This is a genomic window from Granulicatella sp. 20925_1_28, assembly GCF_041433575.1.
Classification (GTDB): domain Bacteria; phylum Bacillota; class Bacilli; order Lactobacillales; family Aerococcaceae; genus Granulicatella.
Genome location: NZ_JAPWBS010000017.1, coordinates 13,458 through 33,752, shown reverse-complemented (window position 1 = coordinate 33,752; position 20,295 = coordinate 13,458). Strand labels below are relative to the sequence as shown.

The window sequence follows — 20,295 nt, the reverse complement described above, 5'->3', positions numbered from 1 at the left end:
TGAGATTGAAAAAAGATTATTTAGGACTGAGACTAGTGTTACTTGTCATCGCCTGCTTCTTAATCGGACTAGGCGCGAAGATGGCGGGCTCTAGTACATTAGGAGCGGACGTTGTCGTTCTTGTGTGGGAAGGGTTAAACCGCACATTTGGTGTAGAAATGGGAACAAGTAATATTATCGTTTCACTTGTATTTCTTGCGATTACGCTGAGCATCAACTGGAGATATATTGGATTTGGAACAGTTGTAGGGATGTTCTTACAAAGCTTCTTTATTGAACTGTTCGACTTTAGCGCTCTTGCCGAAATGGATATCGCCGTAAAAGTAGTGGCCATGGTCGTAGGGATTGCCTTAATCGCCATGGGATGCGCGGTGTATGCCTTAGCAGAACTTGGAGTCGGACCGTATATCGCGGCGACGCTTGCCTTACATGAGAAATTCAAAACATCCATTCCTCGAAACAAATTCTTCATCGATGCAAGCTGTGTAGTAACCGCAGCGATTTTGGGGCAATGGCCAAATATTGGACCTGTAGTGTCATTATTAATTAGTGGAATTATCATGGACCAAACAATGGTGATTTTGAAGAAATTTTTACCAATTAAATAAAATAGACAAAATGAAACCTATCTACATGAGAAATCCTATTGTAGATAGGTTTTTTAGCGCTTTATCGAAATAATGAAACATGATACCGTTTCCAAAGAGAGCAAAATAGTACAAGTCAAAAGCAAAATAGTTATTGTGAAAGCGGTTTTTTCGTTGTAAACTAAAAGTGTCTTAAAAAGTAATAGAACTAGGGGGAGACAACATGAAAAAGAAAGTATTACTATCAAGCGCAGCATTATTAGCAGCTGTATCTTTAGCAGCTTGCGGAAATAATAGCAACAGCACTAGTAAGACAGATTCAACTACTCAACAAGGAGGAGCTGCTAAAGAGAAAGTTACTCTTAAATTAGCTGCCTTAGAAAGTGGTTACGGCGCAGAAATGTGGCCAGCAATCATCAAAGCTTATGAAGAGGCTAATCCAAACGTTAAAGTGGAATTGACTCAAGATAAGGAAATTGAAGATAAAATTACGCCTCAAATGAAAGCTGGCGATTACCCAGATATCGTAATGTTAGCTTTAGGACGTAAAAAAGCTTTACCAGAAACATTAATTAAAGAAAAAGCTTTAGCTGACTTAACTGGATTATTCGATATGAAAGTTTACGGCGAAGACAAAAAAGTTTCTGAAAAATTATTAAACAACGTATTAGGAACAACAGTAACTGACCCTTACGGAGACGGAAAACACTACTTAGCACCAATGTTCTACGCTCCAACAGGATTATTCTACAACGAAGCGTTATTCAAATCTAAAGGTTGGGAAGTTCCAAAAGATATGCCTGGTATGAAAGAATTAGCTGAAAAAGCTAAGAAAGATGGCATTTCATTATTCACTTATCCAGTATCTGGATACTTAGATAGCTTCTTCCCAGCATTATTAGCAAACGCTGGAGGCGTTGATTTATTCAACAAAGCAATGAAATATGACACAGGAGCATTCACTTCTGAAGGCGCAACTAAAGCTTTTGAAGCATTAGGAACATTCTTACAAAACGTTGAACCTTCAACAGTAGCAAACGCAAACCCACAAAGCTTCACTAAGAACCAACAATTAATCTTAGACAACAAAGCTTTATTCATGCCAAACGGTACTTGGGTAGTTGGGGAAATGGCTAAAGCACCTCGTGCAGAAGGATTCAAATGGTCTATGACAGCTGCACCAGCAATCGAAAAAGGTGGCAAACGTTATGTTTACTCATTCTTCGAACACATCTGGGTTCCAAAAGAATCTAAGAACCAAGAAGCAGCTAAAGAATTCTTATCATTCTTATACTCTGACAAAGCAGCAGAAATCTTTGCTAAATACAACGCAGCTCAACCAATTAAAGGTGTAACAGCTAAGTTACCTGATGAATTGAAATCATTATACAAAGTTGTAGATGAAGTTGATGGCGTAATCAATGGTAACTTCGTAGCTACTAAACCTGTTGAAGGCGTAAGCATGAAAGACACATTATATGGTCAAATCGACTCTGTAGCATCTGGTCAAAAAACAGTTGCTGAATGGCAAAAATCTGTAGAAGAAGTTAGCCAAAAACTAAAAGCAGCAGTTGAATAATTCAAATAGAATGAATTAAATAGGAGTGGGATGCGAAGCAATTTTCGAGGATGAAAATTCCTTCCGCCCACTCTCATTTTATCTAAAAAAGGTCGAAAGAGGGCAGAACGATGAAAAATCGTAGAAAAAGAGAGAAAAATTTATTTATTCTCGTGTGTCTATTACCTGCACTAATTTTATTCTTTACGTTTCTAATTTACCCAACAATTGAAGTATTCCGCATGTCTTTATTCAAATGGGGCGGATTCTCAAACAACCAACAATTTGTTGGATTGGATAACTTTAAAATCTTATGGCAAGATGAAAATTTCTTTAGAACGATTCAGAACACAATCTTACTAATCGTAGTGGTAACACTCTTTACAGTAGTATTGGCAGTTCTTTTCGCGGCAATCCTTTCAACAGAAAAGATTCGCGGAAACAACTTCTTCAGAATTATTTTCTACATCCCTAATATTTTATCAATCGTAGTTATTGCAGGTATTTTCTCAGCAATTTATGATCCAAAAGCTGGACTTTTAAATGCTGTATTACCAGAAGCATGGAATAAATTATGGCTTGGTGATCAAAGTATTGTTATTTACTCACTCGCATTTGCGTTAATTTGGCAAGCGATTGGGTACTACATGGTTATGTATATGGCAGGGATGGCGAACATTCCAGCTAGCTTATACGAAGCAGCTGACCTTGATGGAGCTGGAAAAATCGGTAAATTCTTTAACGTTACATTACCATTGATTTGGAATAGTATTCGTACAACATTAACATTCTTCATTATCAGTACGATTAACTTAAGTTTCTTACTTGTACAAATCTTGACAGACGGTGGACCAGACGGATCAACTGAAGTGTTCTTAAGCTACATGTTCAAACAAGCTTATACAAACTCTTCATACGGATACGGTATGGCAATCGGTGTAGTTATCTTTATATTCTCATTCGGATTATCAGGTATCGTAAGTCATATTACGAAACGCGATATTCTTGAATACTAGGAGGGGAGATCATGAAAGGAAATACTCGTTCATTCGAAAAGCTGTATAAAGCTTTTATATACGTAGCGCTGATTACATTAGCGATTAGTATTATTGTACCAGTGGGCTGGGTCTTCTTAGCTTCTGTTAAAGAGAATAGAGAGTTCTACGGATCTCCATGGACAATGCCAGAAGGATTCTACATCCAAAACTTTGTGGATGCTTGGAATAAAGCAAAAATGGGTGACTACATGTTGAACTCAGTGATTGTTACAGCATTAGCGTTAACAATCCTTGTAGTTGTAGCCATTCCTTCTTCATACGTATTAGCACGTTACAAATTTCCAGGAAGTCGTTTCATTAACTCTTTACTAAAAGGTGGATTATTCATCAACGTAAACTATATCGTTGTACCAATCTTCTTAATGTTACTGGACTGGGATAAAGGACTAAAAGGATTCGGCATTAACGGATTCTTCTTGAACAACATTTTCGTCTTAGCGGTTGTGTATGCAGCGACATCATTACCATTTACGATTTATTTATTATCAAACTTCTTCAAGACATTGCCAACAACGTTTGAAGAAGCAGCATCTATCGACGGTGCAGGATATTTCACAACAATGATCCGCGTAATGACACCAATGGCAAGACCAAGTATTATCACAGTAATCTTATTCAACTTCCTATCATTCTGGAATGAATACATTATCGCTCTTACATTAATGCCAGGTAAAAACCAAACTTTACCAGTAGGGTTGAAAAACTTAATTCAAGCGCAACGTGGGGCAGCTGAATACGGACAATTATACGCAGGGATGGTATTAGTAATGTTACCAACATTAATTCTATACATTCTTGTTCAAAATAAACTAACACAAGGGATGACACTAGGCGGCTCTAAAGAGTAATCGTCATCGCAGGAGGAAAGAAAATGGGTAAAACAAAAGGGCGTTTAACCCTACCAAGTGAATCGAATTTTCTTGAACAGACTAAAGAATTGCTCGACCGTTGGGGAGCCGATGCAATTCGTGATAGCGATGGAACGAAACTCGATGAAGCAACCAAACAATTAGATGCAAAAATCTATACAACATACTTTGTAGCACGTAACCATAATGATTTCATTAAAGATTATATGGAAGAGTGCCAACAAATCTTCGTCATGTCCAAATTCTGGCTAGCAACAGAAGATACGCTAACAATTCCATTTATGGAAGGGTACTTCGAAGACCAAGTGCAACCAGACTATGTACATGATCCAAAACGATATTGGGAAGTCATCGACCGTACTACTGGAGAAGTAGTTCCGGTTGAGAAATGGACTGTCCATGAAGAAAACAACACGATTACGATTGAAGGCACTCGTCCTTTCCATGAGTATACAGTGTCGTTTCTAGTGTATGCGATTTGGGATCCAACTCAAATGTACAACCATATTACGAATAACTGGGGCGATGTTCCTCACGATATTCCATTTGATGTACGTGGACCTCATTCAAATCAATTCATGCACTCTTATTTAAAACAATGGTTAAAAGACAATCCGGATACTGATGTGGTTCGTTTTACAACGTTCTTCTATCACTTCACATTAATTTTCAACAACTTAGGAAAAGAAAAATTTGTGGACTGGTTCGGATATGGTGCCAGCGTTTCAGTAGCGGCACTTGAAGCTTTTGCCAAGGAAAAAGGCTATCGCTTAAGAGCAGAAGACATCGTGGATGAAGGGTACTATAACTCAACATTCCGCACACCAAGTAAAGCGTACTTAGACTATATCGACTTCATTCAAGCATTCGTTGCTAGAGAAGCTAAAAAATTAGTCGACGAAGTACACGATGCTGGTAAAGAAGCGATGATGTTCTTAGGAGATAACTGGATTGGGACTGAACCATACGGACCATACTTCGAACAAATTGGATTAGATGCAGTCGTGGGTTCTGTCGGCGGCGGAGCAACACTTCGTATGATTTCAGATATTCCACACGTAAAATATACAGAAGGAAGATTCTTACCATACTTCTTCCCAGATGTATTCCGTGAAGGAAATGATCCTACGATTGAAGCCAATAAAAACTGGTTATCTGCAAGACGTGCCATCATGCGTAACCCTGTAGACCGTATTGGATATGGCGGTTATTTAAGTCTTGCATATAAATTCCCTAAATTTGTCGACTACATTGAACATGTAACAGATGAATTTAGAGAAATCTACGATATCGTTAAACATACAAAACCTTATACTGGTTTGAAAGTAGCGATCTTAAACGCATGGGGGCGTTTAAGAACTTGGCAAGCACACATGGTTGCCCATGAACTTCCATACAAACAAATTTATTCTTACCTTGGAATTATGGAAGCCTTAAGTGGTGCAAGTGTGGACGTAAGCTTTATCAGCTTTGACGATATCATTAACGGTGGAGTTCCAGAAGGTGTCGATGTCATCATCAACGCGGGGGATGCCGGAACTTCATTTAGCGGTGGAGAGGTTTGGAAGAATGAAACGCTCATTACACGTATTCGTGAATTCGTGTATAACGGTGGCGGATTTGTCGGGGTTGGGGAACCAACAGCCGTTCATCATCAAGGAAGATTCTTCCAACTTGGAGATATTTTGGGTGTTGAAAGAGAAATGGGATATAGCCTTTCAACAGATAAATACTTTACTAAAGAATTAAAAGAGCACTTCATCATCGAAGATATTGAAGATGTTCATAAAATCGACTTTGGGGAGAATATTAAAAACGTGTATGGCTTAACGAGTGCAACAGAAGTACTTGAATTTAGCAATCCAAAAGTGAGCGCAGGTGGCGTTGAAGAAGGAATCGTTCTTCCAGCCAATGCCGAAGGAAAAGAATTTGGGGAAATTCACCTTGCTGCGAACCCTTACGGAAAAGGTCGTGGGGTTTATATCGCAGGACTTCCATACACACCAGAAAATACAAGATTATTAATGCGTGCGTTATTCTACGCAGCGAATAAAGAAAGTGAATTAACGAAATGGTATGCAAGCAATCCATTAGTAGAAGTACACGCTTATCCTGAAAAAGGAGTGTATGCGATCGTGAACAATACTAACGAAGCGCAAACAACTCTTGTATACGATGGTGAAGGTGTATCAAGAACTGTGGAACTTGAGCCAAGCGAAATTAGATGGGAGAAGATATCATGAATCCTAAAGTGAAAATTTTAATCCGCGTCGTATTGATGTTGGTATTCTTATATGTAGTTATTTTAGGGCATCAGATGATTGGAAAAGAAGGCGTTGCAACAATGCTTGTTGGCTTAGCTGGATTACTTCTCTTGCTATGGGATTACAATCGTCCGTACTCTAAATCGATGAAGCGTTAATAAAACTTAACTAGGAACAGGGGCTTGTTTACCAACAAGCCCCTGTTCCTGTTTGCATGGGCACAATATTTAAAAATAAATAATGCAAACCAAAGGTTTGTGATTACTGCGAAGATTTGTGAGTTCGTTTTATAGTAGCTGTAATGAGGGACCGGCTCGAGCCTGGAGTCTCTCGCCTTCAAAGTTCAAAACAGGAGTAAGGAATAAATTCCTAACTCCTGTTAATTCACCTTTGATCCTAATTCCCATTACTGCTACTATAAGAACCCGACAAGTCTTCTTCGTAATCACTGTGCTATTTTTTAATATTGTGTTATGCAAAGGAAAAGGGAGGGTAGGAGGGGATAGAGGGATTTGGTGCAGACGAGTCTTTTCGTATCACAGAGCATCTTTAAATGTTGTGTTCTGCGAGGAAAGAGAGTGAGGAGAAATTGGTGAAATTTCTTATAGGAATTTGGTTTATTAAAAGATGAAAATATCGTATAATAGAAAAGAAATTGAAAGGAATGGGGGATAATATGAAAGGATTGTTTATCACGATGGAAGGTCCTGATGGCGCTGGGAAAACAACGGTCATCAACCAACTGATTCCTTTGTTACAAAAACACGCGCTCGTGGATATTGTTTCAACAAGAGAACCTGGTGGAAGCCGCATCGCTGAAGATATTCGAAAAGTCATTCTGGATGTGAACAATACAGAAATGGACGAGAGAACAGAAGCGATTTTATATGCAGCGGGTCGTCGCCAGCATTTAAAAGATCGTATCTTACCAAATTTAGAAAAAGGGAATATTGTTTTTTGTGATCGTTTTGTCGATAGCTCGTTGGTGTATCAAGGAGTTGCTCGTGGGATTGGGGTAGAAGAAGTTGCACAGTTAAATCATTTTGCAACAGATGGCTTAGAACCAAGCACGACGCTTTACTTAGATGTGCCGGCTGAAGTTGGATTGGAACGTATTCATAAAGCAAGAGGGAACCGTCAGTTTGACCGCTTAGACCAAGAAGGGTTAAGCTTCCATACGATGGTTCGCAATGGATATTTAGAATTAGTAGAAAAATATCCAGAAAGAATTGTATCGATTGATGCGACAAAATCCATTGAAGAAGTAGTGGAAGAGTGCTTCCGCGTTTTAGTGGAACGTTACCCAAAATATTTTACAAAATAGGAGAATGAAATCATGAAATTATTAATTGCGATTGTTCAAGATAAAGATGCACATTTATTAGGAGATGAGTTTGCACAAGCAAATATTCGCGCAACTCGTTTATCAACAACAGGTGGATTCTTACGTGCAGGAAACACTACTTTCATCATCGGGATTGAAGAAGAACGTGTACAAGAAGCGTTAGATATCATTAAAGAAAACTGCCAATCACGTGAACAAATGACTGTGCCACCAGTGCATATCGACAGCATGCTTGATAGCGCGCTAACAACTCCAGTTCCAGTTCGTGTAGGTGGAGCTACAGTATTCGTATTACCTGTAGACTCATTCTTCCGTTTCTAAGATGGAAAAGATGCAAGAAGCGTTTATTCGTGCCATCGATAATGGTCATCTGAGCCATGCCTATTTGTTTGAAGGAGCAAAGGGAATTGGGAAAGCGGAGATGGCCAAGGAAATCGCAAAGATGCTTAACTGCACGAAGCGAAAAAAAGGCGAGCCTGCATGCGGAGAGTGTGAACACTGCACAAGAATTGAGCATGGGAACTTCCCGGATTATATTGTGGTAGAACCTGAAGGTACAACGGTGAAGGTGGACCAAATTCGTACGTTGAAATCGCAGTTGACAAAAACAGCGATGGAGTCGAGTGCGATTGTTTGTGTAATTCACGCAGTCGATACGTTGACACAAGGCGCTGCGAATAGCTTATTGAAGTTTTTAGAAGAACCAACGGGAAATATCCATTTCATTCTTCTAACAGAGCAACTCAGCAAGGTTCTGATTACGATTCAATCACGTTGTCAGATTATTCGTTTCCAATCGAATGCAGGAGAAAATATTGTTGCAACGCTGAAAGAACGCGGCGTACTGAATGCGACAGCGCAGCTACTGTCTCAATTGACGAGTAATATTGACCAAGCAGTAGAGATGCTCGAGAGTGAAAGCTTTGGACAGATTCGCCAAGAAAGCTGGAATTGGTTTGTCCGCGTATTTACGAATCGTGCGATGGCCTTTGTGACGATTCAGTCTCAAGTGATGCCACTCTTAGCGACAAAAGCCGATAGCGAGCTGTTTTTAACGCTATTACAAATTTACATCCGTGATGCCTTGCTGTATGTACGAGGTGTCGAAGGAGCCATTATTCAAAGCGATAAACTCGCAACGATGAAGAGTTTTGCAAATCATCTTACCGTGAGTGAATGGATTAAAGAACATGAAAAAATGACCAATGCCATTGCCAAAGTAAGTGCCAACGTTGGAGTTCAAGCAGTATTAGAACAATGGGTGTTAAAAATCCCAAAATAGATAGGAGGTGCGTGAATGCCAAACAGACAATTGTATGATCGAATCGAACGCTTAACAAAACAAACTTTGTTGCAACTACATGAACTCGAACAGATTTCTGAAGAGTTGCAAAAAGTCATCGAAGAGAATCATAATTTAACGATGGAAAATCGTCACTTGAAAGATCGTTTAGACGAATTAGAGCCAAACACGCACACGAAGAAAGTGGCTAAAAAGAAAAAAAGAAGCCAATCCATCATCAACTTAGAAAATATTTACGACCAAGGATTCCATATTTGCAATTTATACTATGGAAAACGTAGAGAAAACGATGAAAGTTGTATGTTTTGTACAGAAATCTTGTATAGCGAAGATTAATGCGTGAAAAGAGCAAGATTGTCATATAAAAAGCCAATAAAGTACTAAAAAGAGCCTGTCCATGGACGGGCTCTTTTGTTATAATAAAAGATGAAATCGTTTTATCTTTTTTGGGGGAAACAGTATGAATCAAAAACAATCAAAACCAAATGTCATCCTCATCGTAGTGGACCAAATGCGTGCGGACGCATTGTCTATTAACCGCAGTGATGACCTAGTGGTAACACCAACGTTAGATATGATGGCCAGCATGGGATATAACTTTGAAAATGCCTACTCACCAGTGCCAAGTTGTGTGCCAGCAAGAGCCGCGCTTTTAACAGGGATGGACCAAGAAAAGTCAGGAAGAGTGGGATACGAAGACGAAGTGCCTTGGAACTACACGAATACACTTCCTCAAACGTTCAAGGATTTAGGCTACCAAACAGAATGTATCGGGAAAATGCATGTGTATCCAAGCCGTAAGCGCATGGGATTTGACCATGTTCTCTTGCACGATGGCTACTTACATGTCGACCGTAAATACAATAAAGCGTATGGTGAAACCTTTGAACATTCGAGCGATTACTTGGATTGGATCAAACAAGAACTCGGCAGCGATGCAGATATAATCGATGATGGAGCAAACTGTAATTCATGGGATGTACGTCCGTTTGAACTTCCTGAAAAATACCATCCAACGAACTGGATTGTGAGCGAAAGTATTCGTTTCTTGAAGAGACGTGACCCAAGCGTTCCGTTCTTCTTGAAGATGTCGTTTGAAAAACCGCATGCGCCGCTCAATCCACCGAAGTATTTCTATGATTTATACATGGACAAATTAGGGGACGTATCGGACTTGCATATCGGGAACTGGGAAGAACTCGAAGAGAAGATTCCAAGTCTTTATGCGAAACGCGGAAAAATTCCAGCGGACGCACAAAAGAGAATGTTGGCTGCGTACTACGGCTTAATCACGCATATCGATAATCAATTAAGTCGCTTCTTAACAGCCGTTGAGGAATTTGATTTACTTGAAAATACGATTTTCTGGTTCGTGAGTGACCACGGAGATCAACTCGGAGAACACTATTTATTCCGAAAAGGCTATCCTTACCAAGGTAGTATTAAGATTCCAGCGTTTATTTTCGATCCGGGTAACTTAATCGCGGGTACGAAGAAGAGCGTCAGACAACTCGTGAAGATTCAAGACGTTTTCCCATCACTTGTAGAGCTTGCCACAGGTGAAAAAGTTGAAACAGACGGTAAGAGCGTTCGCCAATTATTATTCGGCGAATTTGCAGGTTGGCGAAATGAATTCCATGGCGAACATAGTCTAGGTGTGGATTCTAGCCAATATATTTTAACAGATGAATGGAAATTTATTTGGTTCCCTGTCAAAGACGAGTATCAACTCTTCCATATGACAGAAGATCCAGAGGAGAAATGCAATTTAATTGCGGAAACAAAGTACACTTCTCTCGTGAACGAGTTCAAAGCAAAACTTGCACGTATTTTACAGGAGAGAGAAGAGGGCTTTGTGCGAGACGGGCAACTTTGCCAAGTACCATTAGAACGCATCGTTGCCACTCTAAAGAGAGGTCGATAGTATGAATTTTGTGCCTTTAAAATCTGGCATCTTTCAAATGGGAGATTCTCTTGGCCAAGGCTTTATCGAAGACCATGAGGCACCACCAGTCATGAAAAAGGTGCTTGCGTTTGAAATCGCGGATACGACCGTGACGAATCGTGAGTTTAAAGCCTTTATAGATGCGACAGGTTATACCACAACGGCAGAAACGATAGGAGATTCTTATGTGTTTCACCTATTCGTTGAGCCAGAAAAAAGAGCAGAGTATGGACATGTATCAGGCTCACCTTGGTGGCTTCTAGTGCCAGGTGCTTGTTGGAATCATCCAACAGGGCCCGAGTCTTCGATTGATGATGTGATGGACCATCCAGTGGTGCACGTATCTTTGCAGGATGCACTAGCTTATTGTGATTGGGCAAAGGTGAAATTGCCGACCGAAACGCAATGGGAATATGCAGCACGTGGTGGGACAACCACGCAATTTCCATGGGGAGATGACCTCGAAGAAGACGGAGAGTTTCATGCCAATACTTGGCAAGGGGATTTCCCTAATACGAATACGAAAGCAGACGGTTTTTTAGGAACGGCGCCTGTGAAGAGCTTCGAGCCAAACGGATTTGGTCTCTATCAAATGATTGGGAATGTCTGGGAATGGTGTTGTAATCATCGCGGAATTCCGTTTGAAGAAATCGAAGAAGATGCCTCTCGCCCCATTAATTTTGAATATGAATATGCGATTCGTGGAGGTTCCTTCTTATGCCATTGCTCATACTGCAACAGGTATCGTGTAGCCGCCCGTAATGGAGCGTTGTGGGACTCAACATCTAGCCATCTAGGGTTTAGATGTGTCCGTAATGTTGGAGGTCGCTAATGCATATTATTATTTATAGTATTATCGTGTTATGTGCAACGATGATTGGAGCCATCACTGGTTTAGGTGGCGGTATTATTATCAAGCCAGCCTTTGATTTTGTGGGCATCGATACCACGAGCATGATTAGTGTGTACTCGACTGTGGCCGTGTTTACGATGTGTCTTGTTTCGATTTATAAACGAAGTAAGCAAGGCTTTCATGTCCAAAAACAAATCGCTTTAGGTCTGGCGTTCGGGTCGATTATCGGTGGTAAAATTGGAGATGTGATTTTCCTTCAGGCCGTAGATAGTTGGGGCAGCCAGGCAGTGAGCGCGACACAATCCGTGATTCTATTCTTATTACTAGGTGGAATTATTTTATTCACGCTCAATAAGGAAAGCATTCGAACGCTAGAAGTCTCAAACCTTGTGGCGATTGTGACGATTGGGCTAACAGTTGGTATGATTTCTGTTTATCTCGGCATTGGCGGAGGACCGCTGAATATTGCACTTTTGGTTTACTTCTTCTCGATGAAAGCCAAAGACGCAGCAGCGTATTCCATTTTGATGATTTTCTTTGCACAGATTATTAAGATGGGCACTGTCATTCGTGACTTTGAAAAATACAACAATGTCAGTCTCGTGATTTTAGCGATTGCGATTTTTGCGGTACTCGGTGGTTGGATTGGAACAAAAATCCAATCGAAACTCACGCACGAAGCCGTTGAGAAACTCTATCTAGGACTGATGGCTATTTTAGTATTTATGACCGCCTTCAATGTTTTTAAATTTATCGGAGTATAAACAAACACCCAAGCAGCTTTGCTTGGGTGTTGCTGTTTGTGTTCAATCGTAGAGGAAACCATCATAAAATTTATAGCATGTTGATTATGGAAAATCTTACGGATTTATTTATGCATGAATCTCTTTGTAGACTTCTTGTTTCTTCAAACCAAGATGTTTTGCAACAGCCTTAATCGCATCTTTTTGTGTGAGGTTTTGATGCTCCATAAACCAGTCGACTTGTTCGGCAATCGAAAGTGAAGCGTCTGGAGTATTTTCTTCTAACGCACCAGTTAGAGCAGTTGTCACTTCGTCTGGATTTTTAGAACCAATCAAGATGCAGCATTCGCCTTTTAATTCTTCCTCGTTTACAAGGGCAACGAGTTCTGCGGCTGTTCCGCGAATAAACTCTTCGTAAGTTTTCGTCAACTCACGGCATAACACAACAGATTGGTGTTCGCCGTAGACAGTTTGAATTGCCGAGAAAGTATCTTTCAACCGGAAAGGTGACTCATATAAAATCACGGTCTCGCTATGTGTGCGTAATTGCTCGAGGGCTTCGATTTTTTCTTTCTTTTTACGTGGTAAGAAACCATAGAAATAGAAAGGTTGAGGAACGAGGCCGCTCGCGATAAGAGCCGTAATTCCCGCGTTCGCCCCTGGAAGAGGAATCACTGGGATAGCAACTTCAACGCAGGCTTGCACGAGTTCAAAACCTGGGTCACTAATCGAAGGTGTACCAGCGTCGCTCACTTGTGCGATGTTTTTTCCTTCTTGCAACCACTCAATGACCTGAGGGATTCTCTCCTGAGTATTATGTTCATGGAAACTCTTTTGCGGAGTCTCGATTTCAAAATGATTGAGTAACTTTTGCGTATGACGTGTATCTTCGGCTAGGATTAAATCCACGTCGCGAAGAGTATTAACCGCGCGGAAAGTCATATCTTCTAAGTTACCAATCGGAGTAGGAACAAGGAATAGTTTTCCTGTGCCTTCAGTCCGATAACTCTGTTGTCTCATGAGGCTGTTCTCCTTCTAAATAAATAATGACAGGACGGTCGACGGTTGCGCCAATCGTCTGTAGAAATGTTTCCTTTTTGGGGCGAGAGAACTTCTTGAACGCCGCTTCCGCCTTCATCGCTTCTTGCTTTGTGGCAAATTCTTTAGCGTAGAGCAGTGTCACGGGAGTTCTCACCCTTGTATATTTAGCACCTTTTCCGGCGTTATGAGTCGCGATTCGTTTTTCCAAATCGACTGTATAGCCGGTATAAAAGGTCTGATCCTTGCAGAGAAGGACGTACATAAAAAACTGGCTCATGCGTCGTCCCCCCAGAGGATGCTTCTAATCTTCTGCGTATATTCTTGATGCTCGTCGAAAACCGTAATCGGTGGCAATATCTTGAGTCCACCAGGAAGTCCGTCCTTCATTAATTCGATGAGGACGATGTTGCTTTCTTTGCCTTCTTTTGGATAAACGAATTGCACGCGTTTCGCTTCGAGTCGGTGATGCCTTGCCTCGGTTAATATATCCGTGAGGCGGTCGGGCCTATGCACAAGATAGGCTTTTCCTTTCATCTTCAATAGGCCAGAAATTGTCCGAAGCAAGTCTTCCAGTGGCAAATGCACTTCATGACGAGCAATCGTGTAGGCTTCCTTCAAATTGGTTTGGTTGGTTTCATTGACCTTGAAATAAGGCGGATTGCAGGTAATAAAGTCGACCGAATCTTTCGGGATGATGCCTTTTAACTGACGGATATCCTGATTGATAAATGTGATGCGGTCTTCTAAGTCGTTGAGTTGGTTCGTACGAATCGCCATATCCCATAGCTGTTCTTGGATTTCAACAGCGGTAATGTGATTTTGCGTCTTATGGCTGAGTAAAAATGCCACTGCACCATTCCCAGAGCACAGGTCAACAATGGTGGCCTTTCTGCTTTTTGCGATATTTGCAAAGTCTGCTAAAAGGACAGCATCCAGCGAAAATGAGAAGACCTCACGACTTTGAATGATATCGATATTTTCTTTTTCAAGTCGATCGAGTCGCTCATGCGATTTCAATGGGACTTCCTTTTTTGTCATTTCCTTCCAACTCCTACAATTACTGTATCCAAAGTGTAACAACAAATGGAAAGCCACGCAAGATATAGAGTAAAAAAGAGATGAGTTCCATATACAACTTTAGGTTTAGAGAAGGTTGGACGAAAAATCCACCTTAGGTCCTATGATTTCATCAGTGAAGTTTTGTACACTAAGAATGTAATCAAGAACGAACCGATTTAAGGGGGAAACGAAAATGAATCAAAAAGATAGAATTTTAGAATTAGTAGACAAAGGAATTATTTCAGCAGAGGAAGCAGTAGTCTTACTCGAAAAAATGGGTGAGAAAGCAAGTGCGAAAGAACAACCCACTTCTAGCCAAGTTGATTCTGTATTGGAAGGGGTAGCGAGTGTATTTACAAAATTCTCAGCTCAAAGCGACCAAACAAATGAATCGATTCAAGCGGTTTTAAAACGTACAAAAGAAATCGATCGTCGTATCGATGAAATCAAAACGGCTGAGCAACTTGAACCGTTGACAGTAGATGAAGAGATGGAACTCGTTCGTCTGCAAGAAGAAGCGGAACAGTTGAACAACCAATATAAGAGCTTGTTACAAGAGAAGAAACAAGCCGATGCCAAAATGAAAGCTGAAAAGAAAGAAGAATGGGAAGAAAGCTTTAAGAAAGCGAAGAAGAAAGTGCAAGACACTGACTGGGAAGATAAAACTCGTAGAACAGCGGGAAATATCTCTTCATGGGCTGCAAAATTCGCAGACTCCATTGTGACAGCGGTGGGATCAGTTATTCAAAATACAGAAGTGAACATGCCTTATTTAGAAGCCAAAAATGGGAAGAAAGTACCGTTTCATTTCCATCAAGTGATTGATGATGCGAGTATTCTCGATTTCAAAGTGGCCAACGGAATTGTTCGTGTGAAGACTGTTCCTGACAATACAATGACGATTGAAGGAAATTGCCGCGTGGCTGCGCAAGACGAAGAGTTCTTCGATGCGGAAGGATTTGTTCGTGACCGTGTGAAGGTGGGCGTAGACGACGATAAGATTGTCATCAAGAGTGTCAGCAAGCGCGTATACTGTGACTGGACGATTTCACTTCCGCAAAAAGTGTATGATTATGTTGCCATCAAAGGGTTGAATACAACTATTCATTTGAAAGAATTAGAAGGAAAAGATTATTACTTCGAAGTGGATAATGGAGATATTCGCTTGAAGGATGTCAAAGGAGTTCTTCTTGAAGCAGAAACAGTGAACGGAAATCTTAAATACGAACATCTCGAATTTAAAGATATCGTGTCTGAAACAGTAAACGGGAATATCCATCTCGATGGTAAGTTCCTTGGTACAAAACTAGAAGCGGTGACAGGGAATATTAAAGTAGCAGTAGCACATCCTGAAACGAAAAAAGTAGACGTTGAAACAGTAAACGGAAATATTAAAATTGAAGTTGCTGAAGAAGTTGGTCTTGAAGCCGAAATTGAAACATCTCTTGGTTCGATTCGCTTTGATGAAACAGTCTTCGAAGTGATTCGACAAACGAAGGATTTAGCCGAAAGAAGTGCATTGATTCGTAAAACTCGAAACTCAATGACAAGAGTAGTCGCAGAAACTACAACTGGAAATATACAAGTAAATCAGCTACAATCAGATTCAAGTAGCAAGAAAGAAGGATAAACAAAATGAAAAAATTAAGACGTTCAAGAAAGAACAGAATCGTTTGTGGGGTTATGGGCGGTATTGCCGAATACTTTGATGTAGATCCAACAATTGTACGTGTGCTGTTTATCATTTGTAGTTTCTCAGGTTTACCTATCATCCTTTACATCTTACTTGCTATCATTATTCCAGAAGAAAGCACAGGGTATTATCGTGACAATAGACGCAGAAATACTTACTATTACACTTCTGGAAGCTCTCGCCCGCGTAAAACAGCGCGCCGCGTAGAGGAAGATGATGACGACGATTGGAGTGATTTTTAGTGTCAATTACTAAAAAGATTGCCATTAACACATTAGGGTTCTTGGTGATTGCGTGGTTTGTACCACAATTTTACGTTACGAACTGGGTAGCAGCGCTTGTTGCAAGTATCGTTCTTGCGGTACTAAACCTATTTGTTAAACCGATTTTATTCCTTTTAACATTACCAGTCACAATTGTAACGTTTGGATGCTTTAGCTTTGTGTTAAATGCGATGATGTTAAGCTTAACATCATGGTTTGTAGGACCTGGATTCTCATTTGCGAATCCATTCATTACCTTAGTGGTGAGCGTTCTGTTAACGATTTTCCAACGCTTTGTTGAAAATCTAGTAGACTAAAGCAGTTGAAAGATACCCGATTTTATTTAACGATGGATCGATAGTGTATTTGAATTTAGGAAAGGAATTAACTTAAAGATGAAAATAGCTATATTGGGGCTTGGAGTTATAGGGACAACATATGCCTATGCTTTTCAAAAAGCTGGTCATCAAGGCGAACATATCTTAAGAGAAGCAAAACGTAAAGAAGCGCCAGATAGTTTAACTGTCGATTTGTTGGATGGACGCTATAACTCTAAAGGAGAAGTTAAGCAGGATACTTATACTGTTCAAGTCGCTAATCCAGGTACAGAATATGATTTTATCTTTCTAAGTGTACGTAACGGTCTGATAAAAGAAGCTGTGAAAACCTTGAAAGAAAATGATATCAGAGGGACATTAGTTTTTTTCTGTAATTTCTGGAACTCTAGAGAAGAGGTTGAAGAGTGGGCGGATGGATATAACTATATCATCGCGTTCCCAACAGCAGGAGGATATATGGAGGCCGGCCATCTGGAAGGCGTCTTGTTTGATCATCTGATGCTGGAAAGTGAGAGAAACGCACAGATTCCAAATTATGCGGAATTAATATCACTTTTCACTTCTGCAGATTTGAAGTGTGAGATTCCCCATGACATGATTGAGTGGATTTGGATTCACATGGCGATTAATTCTGGTGTTACATCGACTGCTGCGCGTTCAGGAAATTTAGATGATCCGCAACAATTAGCTTTGAATTTAATGAATAATTCTTCAGAATTATCTTTAGCAATTAAAACTATTCGAGAAGCCCTTAAAGTTGTGGAAGCTCGTGGTGTGGATTTGAAGCTGTATAAATCAGAATTATTACCGTATAAAATTCCTATTTGTATTGCAAGTAGAGCGATGAAAGTTATGTTTGCTAAGAATGAGTTGACAAGAAAAATCATGACTCTTCATAATGATAAACAGGATATTTTATATTGCTGTGAAAGTGTTTATCAGACTGGCCGTAAATTAGGTGTGAATATGCCTTTTATGGAATCTAATTTGGCTGGGATAGGAACTTTAATAGAATGATAATAATAAAAAGTGCACCTTTAGTAAGGGTTGAAATATTAATTTCAAATCTAACTGAAGGTGCCTATTTTATATCATCAGATAGTTGTAAATTAAGCAAAAAAGATTCCGTAAATTTCTACGGAATCTTTTAATTTTAATTAGTATTTCACAACCATTAATTGGCCGCTATTGTATTCTGCAAGGAATACTTCTGAAACATCTTGAATACCTTGGGCAGCAAGTTGTTCAGTAACCCAATCTTCTGTTTTATCGATAACATCAAGTATATTTTGTTGAATGACACCATCTGTAATGATTGGATATTTTGGATTTTCTTCTCCAAATTTTGTCAGGATGAGTTGACCGTTTTGTTCTAAGATGGCACTTTTTACATCGCGAATAGAGAAGACTCCTTGTGAACGTAATTTAAAAGCAACTTCTTGAGCCGTTAGACCAGCTAAACGCACATTTTCAACATCCATTTTCCCATGTTTAATTAATTGTAAAGGTTCACCGTCAAGCATCTTCTTCACTGTACGATTATTTGTTTTTACCCAGCGAAGGGTTAGTACTAACGCAAACCAAATTAATAAGATGATGCAGTATTGTAAGATGGTAATGGATGGATTATAAATCACACCCCCGAGAATTCCCCCGAGTACATAGTTTTGTATTTGGTCACTTGCAGATGTAGGGGCGAGGTTTCCTTTCCCAGTGTAGTTGATTACAACAATTAATGATAATAGTCCAAGTGCAAGTTTGATTGCGACATCGATATATGAAAGGTTCAACTTATTCAGCCTCCTTAATCGTAACTTTTGGATTTTGCAATTCCATTTTTTCGAGTAGGTAATGTTCCGGGCTATCTCCTGTTAATACTCGATAGAATTGATCGCCAACTTTGACGATGGCTCCATCCTTTGCGGCTTCAGTATTAATATAGACATCTTCTTTATTAACATGTAAATCCTCCGCAATAGTTTCAACGAAGCGAAGGGCTCCAGAATATTGATTTTCTGAATTTTTAGAAGACTGTAAGTCAGCAATCTTAGAACCAGCAAGAATTAAGATACCGATGACGGCGATTAATGCTAATTCGCGAAATTTTGTGTCTTGTTTATTTTTAAAATAACGATATAAGGCAATTGCTAAAATAACAATGACAAAAAGTGTCAGTCCTAATTGAATATAATCAATTTGTTGAACTTTACTTTTTAAAAATTCATATGAATAAAATACCATGTTTTTCCTCCTATTCAGAAACTTAGACTATTATATAAAATCCTATAAAATATTCAAGTAGGTTGCTCAATTTTTTTTAAAAAATATTTTTTAGATTATTTGGCAGAATGAACAGAAGATTAATAAATTCTAAAAGCATACAAGAAAGCGCTCAAATATGGTATAGTAGAAGGGTATAAAGAAATGAGGGATAATATGAAAAGTGTTACGGTTAGAGAATTAATCAAGAATATTCATTTAAAACCAATTTATGGAGAGGAGTATCTTGACCGTCCAATCGTTACAAGTGAAATTTCAAGACCGGGATTAGAATTAGCAGGATTTTTAAATTTCTATCCAGCAGAACGTATCCAGTTATTAGGTCGTACAGAAACTTCTTTTGTGGCATCCATGGATGAAGGGATTCGATTAGAAGTGATGGAACGTCTTTGTAAACCAGAGACACCATGTTTTATTATTTCAAGAAAATTAGAGCCACCAAAAGAATTAGTTGAAGCTGCTGAAAAAGCGCAAATTCCAATCTTAGAAGCAACTTCGAAGACAACACAAGTATCAAGTAGTGTTACAAACTTCTTAGAAGGAAGATTGGCGGAGCGTTCTTCGGTACACGGTGTATTACTCGATGTATTCGGAATTGGTCTGTTGATTACAGGGGAAAGTGGCGTCGGTAAATCTGAAACGGCGTTAGAGCTTGTGCAAAAAGGACACCGTCTTGTTGCGGATGACCGAGTAGAATTGTATCAATACGATGAATTAACATTAATCGGGGAAGCACCAGAAATCTTGAACAACTTAATCGAAATCCGTGGTGTTGGTATTGTGGATGTGATGACGCTCTTTGGTGCAGGGGCAATTCTGGATCAAAAACAAGTCGATTTAGTGGTTCATCTTGAAAACTGGACACCTGATAAGAGATATGACCGTTTAGGTGGATATATGGAAAATGTTGAATTGTTGGGTGTTGAGGTTCCAAAAATCCGCATCCCAGTGAAGACTGGTCGTAACGTTTCGATTATCTTAGAAGTGGCATGTATGAATTTCCGTGCGAAGAAAATGGGATTCGATGCAACAGAAAGCTTCACGAATCGTTTAACACAATTAATTGCAGAAAATAAAGAAGTTTAGAGGTTAGTTA

At 39.7% G+C, this 20,295-nt stretch carries 23 protein-coding genes; 18 read left to right on the top strand and 5 right to left on the bottom strand.

Annotation, left to right across the window (positions count from 1 at the left end; all coding sequences use genetic code 11):
• Positions 1-5: 5 nt before the first annotated feature.
• The 13 genes from O3793_RS07945 to O3793_RS07885 all read left to right on the top strand — a co-directional run bounded on the left by O3793_RS07945 (position 6) and on the right by O3793_RS07885 (position 12,546).
• The gene (locus tag O3793_RS07945; RefSeq protein WP_371446661.1) at positions 6-608 is read left to right on the top strand and encodes a YitT family protein; all 603 of its coding nucleotides are present in this window, start codon (positions 6-8) and stop codon (positions 606-608) included.
• Positions 609-810: 202 nt separating this feature from the next.
• Entirely contained in the window at positions 811-2,166 is a 1,356-nt protein-coding gene (locus O3793_RS07940) for a carbohydrate ABC transporter substrate-binding protein (RefSeq protein WP_371446659.1), read from the top strand.
• 110 nt (positions 2,167-2,276) lie between these two features.
• Positions 2,277-3,161 (top strand): carbohydrate ABC transporter permease, encoded by an 885-nt coding sequence (locus O3793_RS07935; protein WP_371446656.1) that lies wholly within the window; start codon positions 2,277-2,279, stop codon positions 3,159-3,161.
• Positions 3,162-3,172: 11 nt separating this feature from the next.
• Positions 3,173-4,051, top strand: a complete 879-nt coding sequence (locus O3793_RS07930) for a carbohydrate ABC transporter permease (RefSeq protein WP_048712180.1) — start codon at positions 3,173-3,175, stop codon at positions 4,049-4,051.
• Positions 4,052-4,074: 23 nt separating this feature from the next.
• Positions 4,075-6,315 (top strand): 1,3-beta-galactosyl-N-acetylhexosamine phosphorylase, encoded by a 2,241-nt coding sequence (gene gnpA / locus O3793_RS07925; RefSeq protein WP_371446654.1) that lies wholly within the window; start codon positions 4,075-4,077, stop codon positions 6,313-6,315.
• Complete coding sequence (locus O3793_RS07920) at positions 6,312-6,494, top strand: hypothetical protein (protein WP_239681712.1); 183 nt, start codon at positions 6,312-6,314, stop codon at positions 6,492-6,494. The genes gnpA and O3793_RS07920 overlap by 4 nt, the downstream gene beginning before the upstream one ends.
• Before the next feature lie 518 nt (positions 6,495-7,012).
• On the top strand, positions 7,013-7,660 hold the full coding sequence (tmk, locus tag O3793_RS07915; protein ID WP_048781779.1) for a dTMP kinase: 648 nt from the start codon (positions 7,013-7,015) through the stop codon (positions 7,658-7,660).
• 12 nt (positions 7,661-7,672) lie between these two features.
• Positions 7,673-8,002, top strand: coding sequence for a cyclic-di-AMP receptor (locus tag O3793_RS07910; RefSeq protein WP_048713579.1), 330 nt, complete (start codon positions 7,673-7,675; stop codon positions 8,000-8,002).
• Positions 8,003-8,012: 10 nt separating this feature from the next.
• On the top strand, positions 8,013-8,963 hold the full coding sequence (gene holB / locus O3793_RS07905; RefSeq protein WP_371446652.1) for a DNA polymerase III subunit delta': 951 nt from the start codon (positions 8,013-8,015) through the stop codon (positions 8,961-8,963).
• Between the two features lie 15 nt (positions 8,964-8,978).
• On the top strand, positions 8,979-9,320 hold the full coding sequence (locus tag O3793_RS07900) for an initiation control protein YabA (protein ID WP_048713589.1): 342 nt from the start codon (positions 8,979-8,981) through the stop codon (positions 9,318-9,320).
• A gap of 124 nt (positions 9,321-9,444) precedes the next feature.
• A complete protein-coding gene (locus O3793_RS07895; protein WP_371446650.1) occupies positions 9,445-10,908 on the top strand; it encodes an arylsulfatase in 1,464 nt (487 codons plus the stop codon).
• A gap of 1 nt (position 10,909) precedes the next feature.
• Complete coding sequence (locus O3793_RS07890; RefSeq protein ID WP_371446648.1) at positions 10,910-11,761, top strand: formylglycine-generating enzyme family protein; 852 nt, start codon at positions 10,910-10,912, stop codon at positions 11,759-11,761.
• Positions 11,761-12,546 (top strand): sulfite exporter TauE/SafE family protein, encoded by a 786-nt coding sequence (locus O3793_RS07885; protein ID WP_371446646.1) that lies wholly within the window; start codon positions 11,761-11,763, stop codon positions 12,544-12,546. The genes O3793_RS07890 and O3793_RS07885 overlap by 1 nt, the downstream gene beginning before the upstream one ends.
• 108 nt (positions 12,547-12,654) lie before the next feature.
• Here O3793_RS07885 and rsmI read toward each other — a convergent pair whose 3' ends face one another.
• From rsmI to O3793_RS07870, 3 genes are read right to left on the bottom strand one after another with little or no spacing between them, the layout of a single operon-like run.
• A complete protein-coding gene (rsmI, locus tag O3793_RS07880) occupies positions 12,655-13,545 on the bottom strand; it encodes a 16S rRNA (cytidine(1402)-2'-O)-methyltransferase (RefSeq protein WP_371446645.1) in 891 nt (296 codons plus the stop codon).
• On the bottom strand, positions 13,520-13,843 hold the full coding sequence (locus O3793_RS07875) for a GIY-YIG nuclease family protein (RefSeq protein WP_371446643.1): 324 nt from the start codon (positions 13,841-13,843) through the stop codon (positions 13,520-13,522). The genes rsmI and O3793_RS07875 overlap by 26 nt, the downstream gene beginning before the upstream one ends.
• On the bottom strand, positions 13,840-14,604 hold the full coding sequence (locus O3793_RS07870; RefSeq protein ID WP_371446641.1) for a tRNA1(Val) (adenine(37)-N6)-methyltransferase: 765 nt from the start codon (positions 14,602-14,604) through the stop codon (positions 13,840-13,842). The genes O3793_RS07875 and O3793_RS07870 overlap by 4 nt, the downstream gene beginning before the upstream one ends.
• 214 nt (positions 14,605-14,818) lie before the next feature.
• Between O3793_RS07870 and O3793_RS07865 the strand changes: the two genes are divergently transcribed.
• The 4 genes from O3793_RS07865 to O3793_RS07850 all read left to right on the top strand — a co-directional run bounded on the left by O3793_RS07865 (position 14,819) and on the right by O3793_RS07850 (position 17,936).
• The gene (locus O3793_RS07865) at positions 14,819-16,255 is read left to right on the top strand and encodes a DUF4097 family beta strand repeat-containing protein (protein WP_371446639.1); all 1,437 of its coding nucleotides are present in this window, start codon (positions 14,819-14,821) and stop codon (positions 16,253-16,255) included.
• A gap of 5 nt (positions 16,256-16,260) precedes the next feature.
• Positions 16,261-16,560 carry a PspC domain-containing protein gene (locus O3793_RS07860; RefSeq protein WP_371446637.1) on the top strand — a complete coding sequence of 100 codons (300 nt, stop codon included), beginning with the start codon at positions 16,261-16,263 and terminating at the stop codon, positions 16,558-16,560.
• Entirely contained in the window at positions 16,560-16,898 is a 339-nt protein-coding gene (locus O3793_RS07855; RefSeq protein ID WP_371446635.1) for a phage holin family protein, read from the top strand. Before O3793_RS07860 ends, O3793_RS07855 begins: the two co-directional genes overlap by 1 nt.
• Positions 16,899-16,976: 78 nt before the next feature.
• The gene (locus O3793_RS07850; RefSeq protein ID WP_371446634.1) at positions 16,977-17,936 is read left to right on the top strand and encodes a ketopantoate reductase family protein; all 960 of its coding nucleotides are present in this window, start codon (positions 16,977-16,979) and stop codon (positions 17,934-17,936) included.
• A 140-nt stretch (positions 17,937-18,076) separates the two neighbouring features.
• On the opposite strand, the gene O3793_RS07845 is transcribed toward O3793_RS07850, so the two are convergent.
• Entirely contained in the window at positions 18,077-18,709 is a 633-nt protein-coding gene (locus O3793_RS07845) for a DUF421 domain-containing protein (RefSeq protein WP_371446633.1), read from the bottom strand.
• A 1-nt stretch (position 18,710) separates the two neighbouring features.
• The gene (locus tag O3793_RS07840) at positions 18,711-19,160 is read right to left on the bottom strand and encodes a DUF3290 domain-containing protein (protein WP_371446631.1); all 450 of its coding nucleotides are present in this window, start codon (positions 19,158-19,160) and stop codon (positions 18,711-18,713) included.
• 195 nt (positions 19,161-19,355) lie between these two features.
• On the opposite strand from O3793_RS07840, the gene hprK reads away from it, so the two are divergent.
• Entirely contained in the window at positions 19,356-20,285 is a 930-nt protein-coding gene (gene hprK, locus O3793_RS07835; RefSeq protein ID WP_048711442.1) for an HPr(Ser) kinase/phosphatase, read from the top strand.
• The last annotated feature ends 10 nt before the right edge of the window (positions 20,286-20,295 follow it).

Coding starts and splice junctions, on each gene's coding strand:
- O3793_RS07940 (WP_371446659.1), top strand. CDS start 811: ATGAAAAAGAAAGTATTACTATCAAGCGCAGCATTATTAGCAGCTGTA.
- O3793_RS07935 (WP_371446656.1), top strand. CDS start 2,277: ATGAAAAATCGTAGAAAAAGAGAGAAAAATTTATTTATTCTCGTGTGT.
- O3793_RS07930 (WP_048712180.1), top strand. CDS start 3,173: ATGAAAGGAAATACTCGTTCATTCGAAAAGCTGTATAAAGCTTTTATA.
- gnpA (WP_371446654.1), top strand. CDS start 4,075: ATGGGTAAAACAAAAGGGCGTTTAACCCTACCAAGTGAATCGAATTTT.
- O3793_RS07920 (WP_239681712.1), top strand. CDS start 6,312: ATGAATCCTAAAGTGAAAATTTTAATCCGCGTCGTATTGATGTTGGTA.
- tmk (WP_048781779.1), top strand. CDS start 7,013: ATGAAAGGATTGTTTATCACGATGGAAGGTCCTGATGGCGCTGGGAAA.
- O3793_RS07910 (WP_048713579.1), top strand. CDS start 7,673: ATGAAATTATTAATTGCGATTGTTCAAGATAAAGATGCACATTTATTA.
- holB (WP_371446652.1), top strand. CDS start 8,013: ATGCAAGAAGCGTTTATTCGTGCCATCGATAATGGTCATCTGAGCCAT.
- O3793_RS07900 (WP_048713589.1), top strand. CDS start 8,979: ATGCCAAACAGACAATTGTATGATCGAATCGAACGCTTAACAAAACAA.
- O3793_RS07895 (WP_371446650.1), top strand. CDS start 9,445: ATGAATCAAAAACAATCAAAACCAAATGTCATCCTCATCGTAGTGGAC.
- O3793_RS07890 (WP_371446648.1), top strand. CDS start 10,910: ATGAATTTTGTGCCTTTAAAATCTGGCATCTTTCAAATGGGAGATTCT.
- O3793_RS07885 (WP_371446646.1), top strand. CDS start 11,761: ATGCATATTATTATTTATAGTATTATCGTGTTATGTGCAACGATGATT.
- rsmI (WP_371446645.1), bottom strand. CDS start 13,545: ATGAGACAACAGAGTTATCGGACTGAAGGCACAGGAAAACTATTCCTT.
- O3793_RS07875 (WP_371446643.1), bottom strand. CDS start 13,843: ATGAGCCAGTTTTTTATGTACGTCCTTCTCTGCAAGGATCAGACCTTT.
- O3793_RS07870 (WP_371446641.1), bottom strand. CDS start 14,604: ATGACAAAAAAGGAAGTCCCATTGAAATCGCATGAGCGACTCGATCGA.
- O3793_RS07865 (WP_371446639.1), top strand. CDS start 14,819: ATGAATCAAAAAGATAGAATTTTAGAATTAGTAGACAAAGGAATTATT.
- O3793_RS07860 (WP_371446637.1), top strand. CDS start 16,261: ATGAAAAAATTAAGACGTTCAAGAAAGAACAGAATCGTTTGTGGGGTT.
- O3793_RS07850 (WP_371446634.1), top strand. CDS start 16,977: ATGAAAATAGCTATATTGGGGCTTGGAGTTATAGGGACAACATATGCC.
- O3793_RS07840 (WP_371446631.1), bottom strand. CDS start 19,160: ATGGTATTTTATTCATATGAATTTTTAAAAAGTAAAGTTCAACAAATT.
- hprK (WP_048711442.1), top strand. CDS start 19,356: ATGAAAAGTGTTACGGTTAGAGAATTAATCAAGAATATTCATTTAAAA.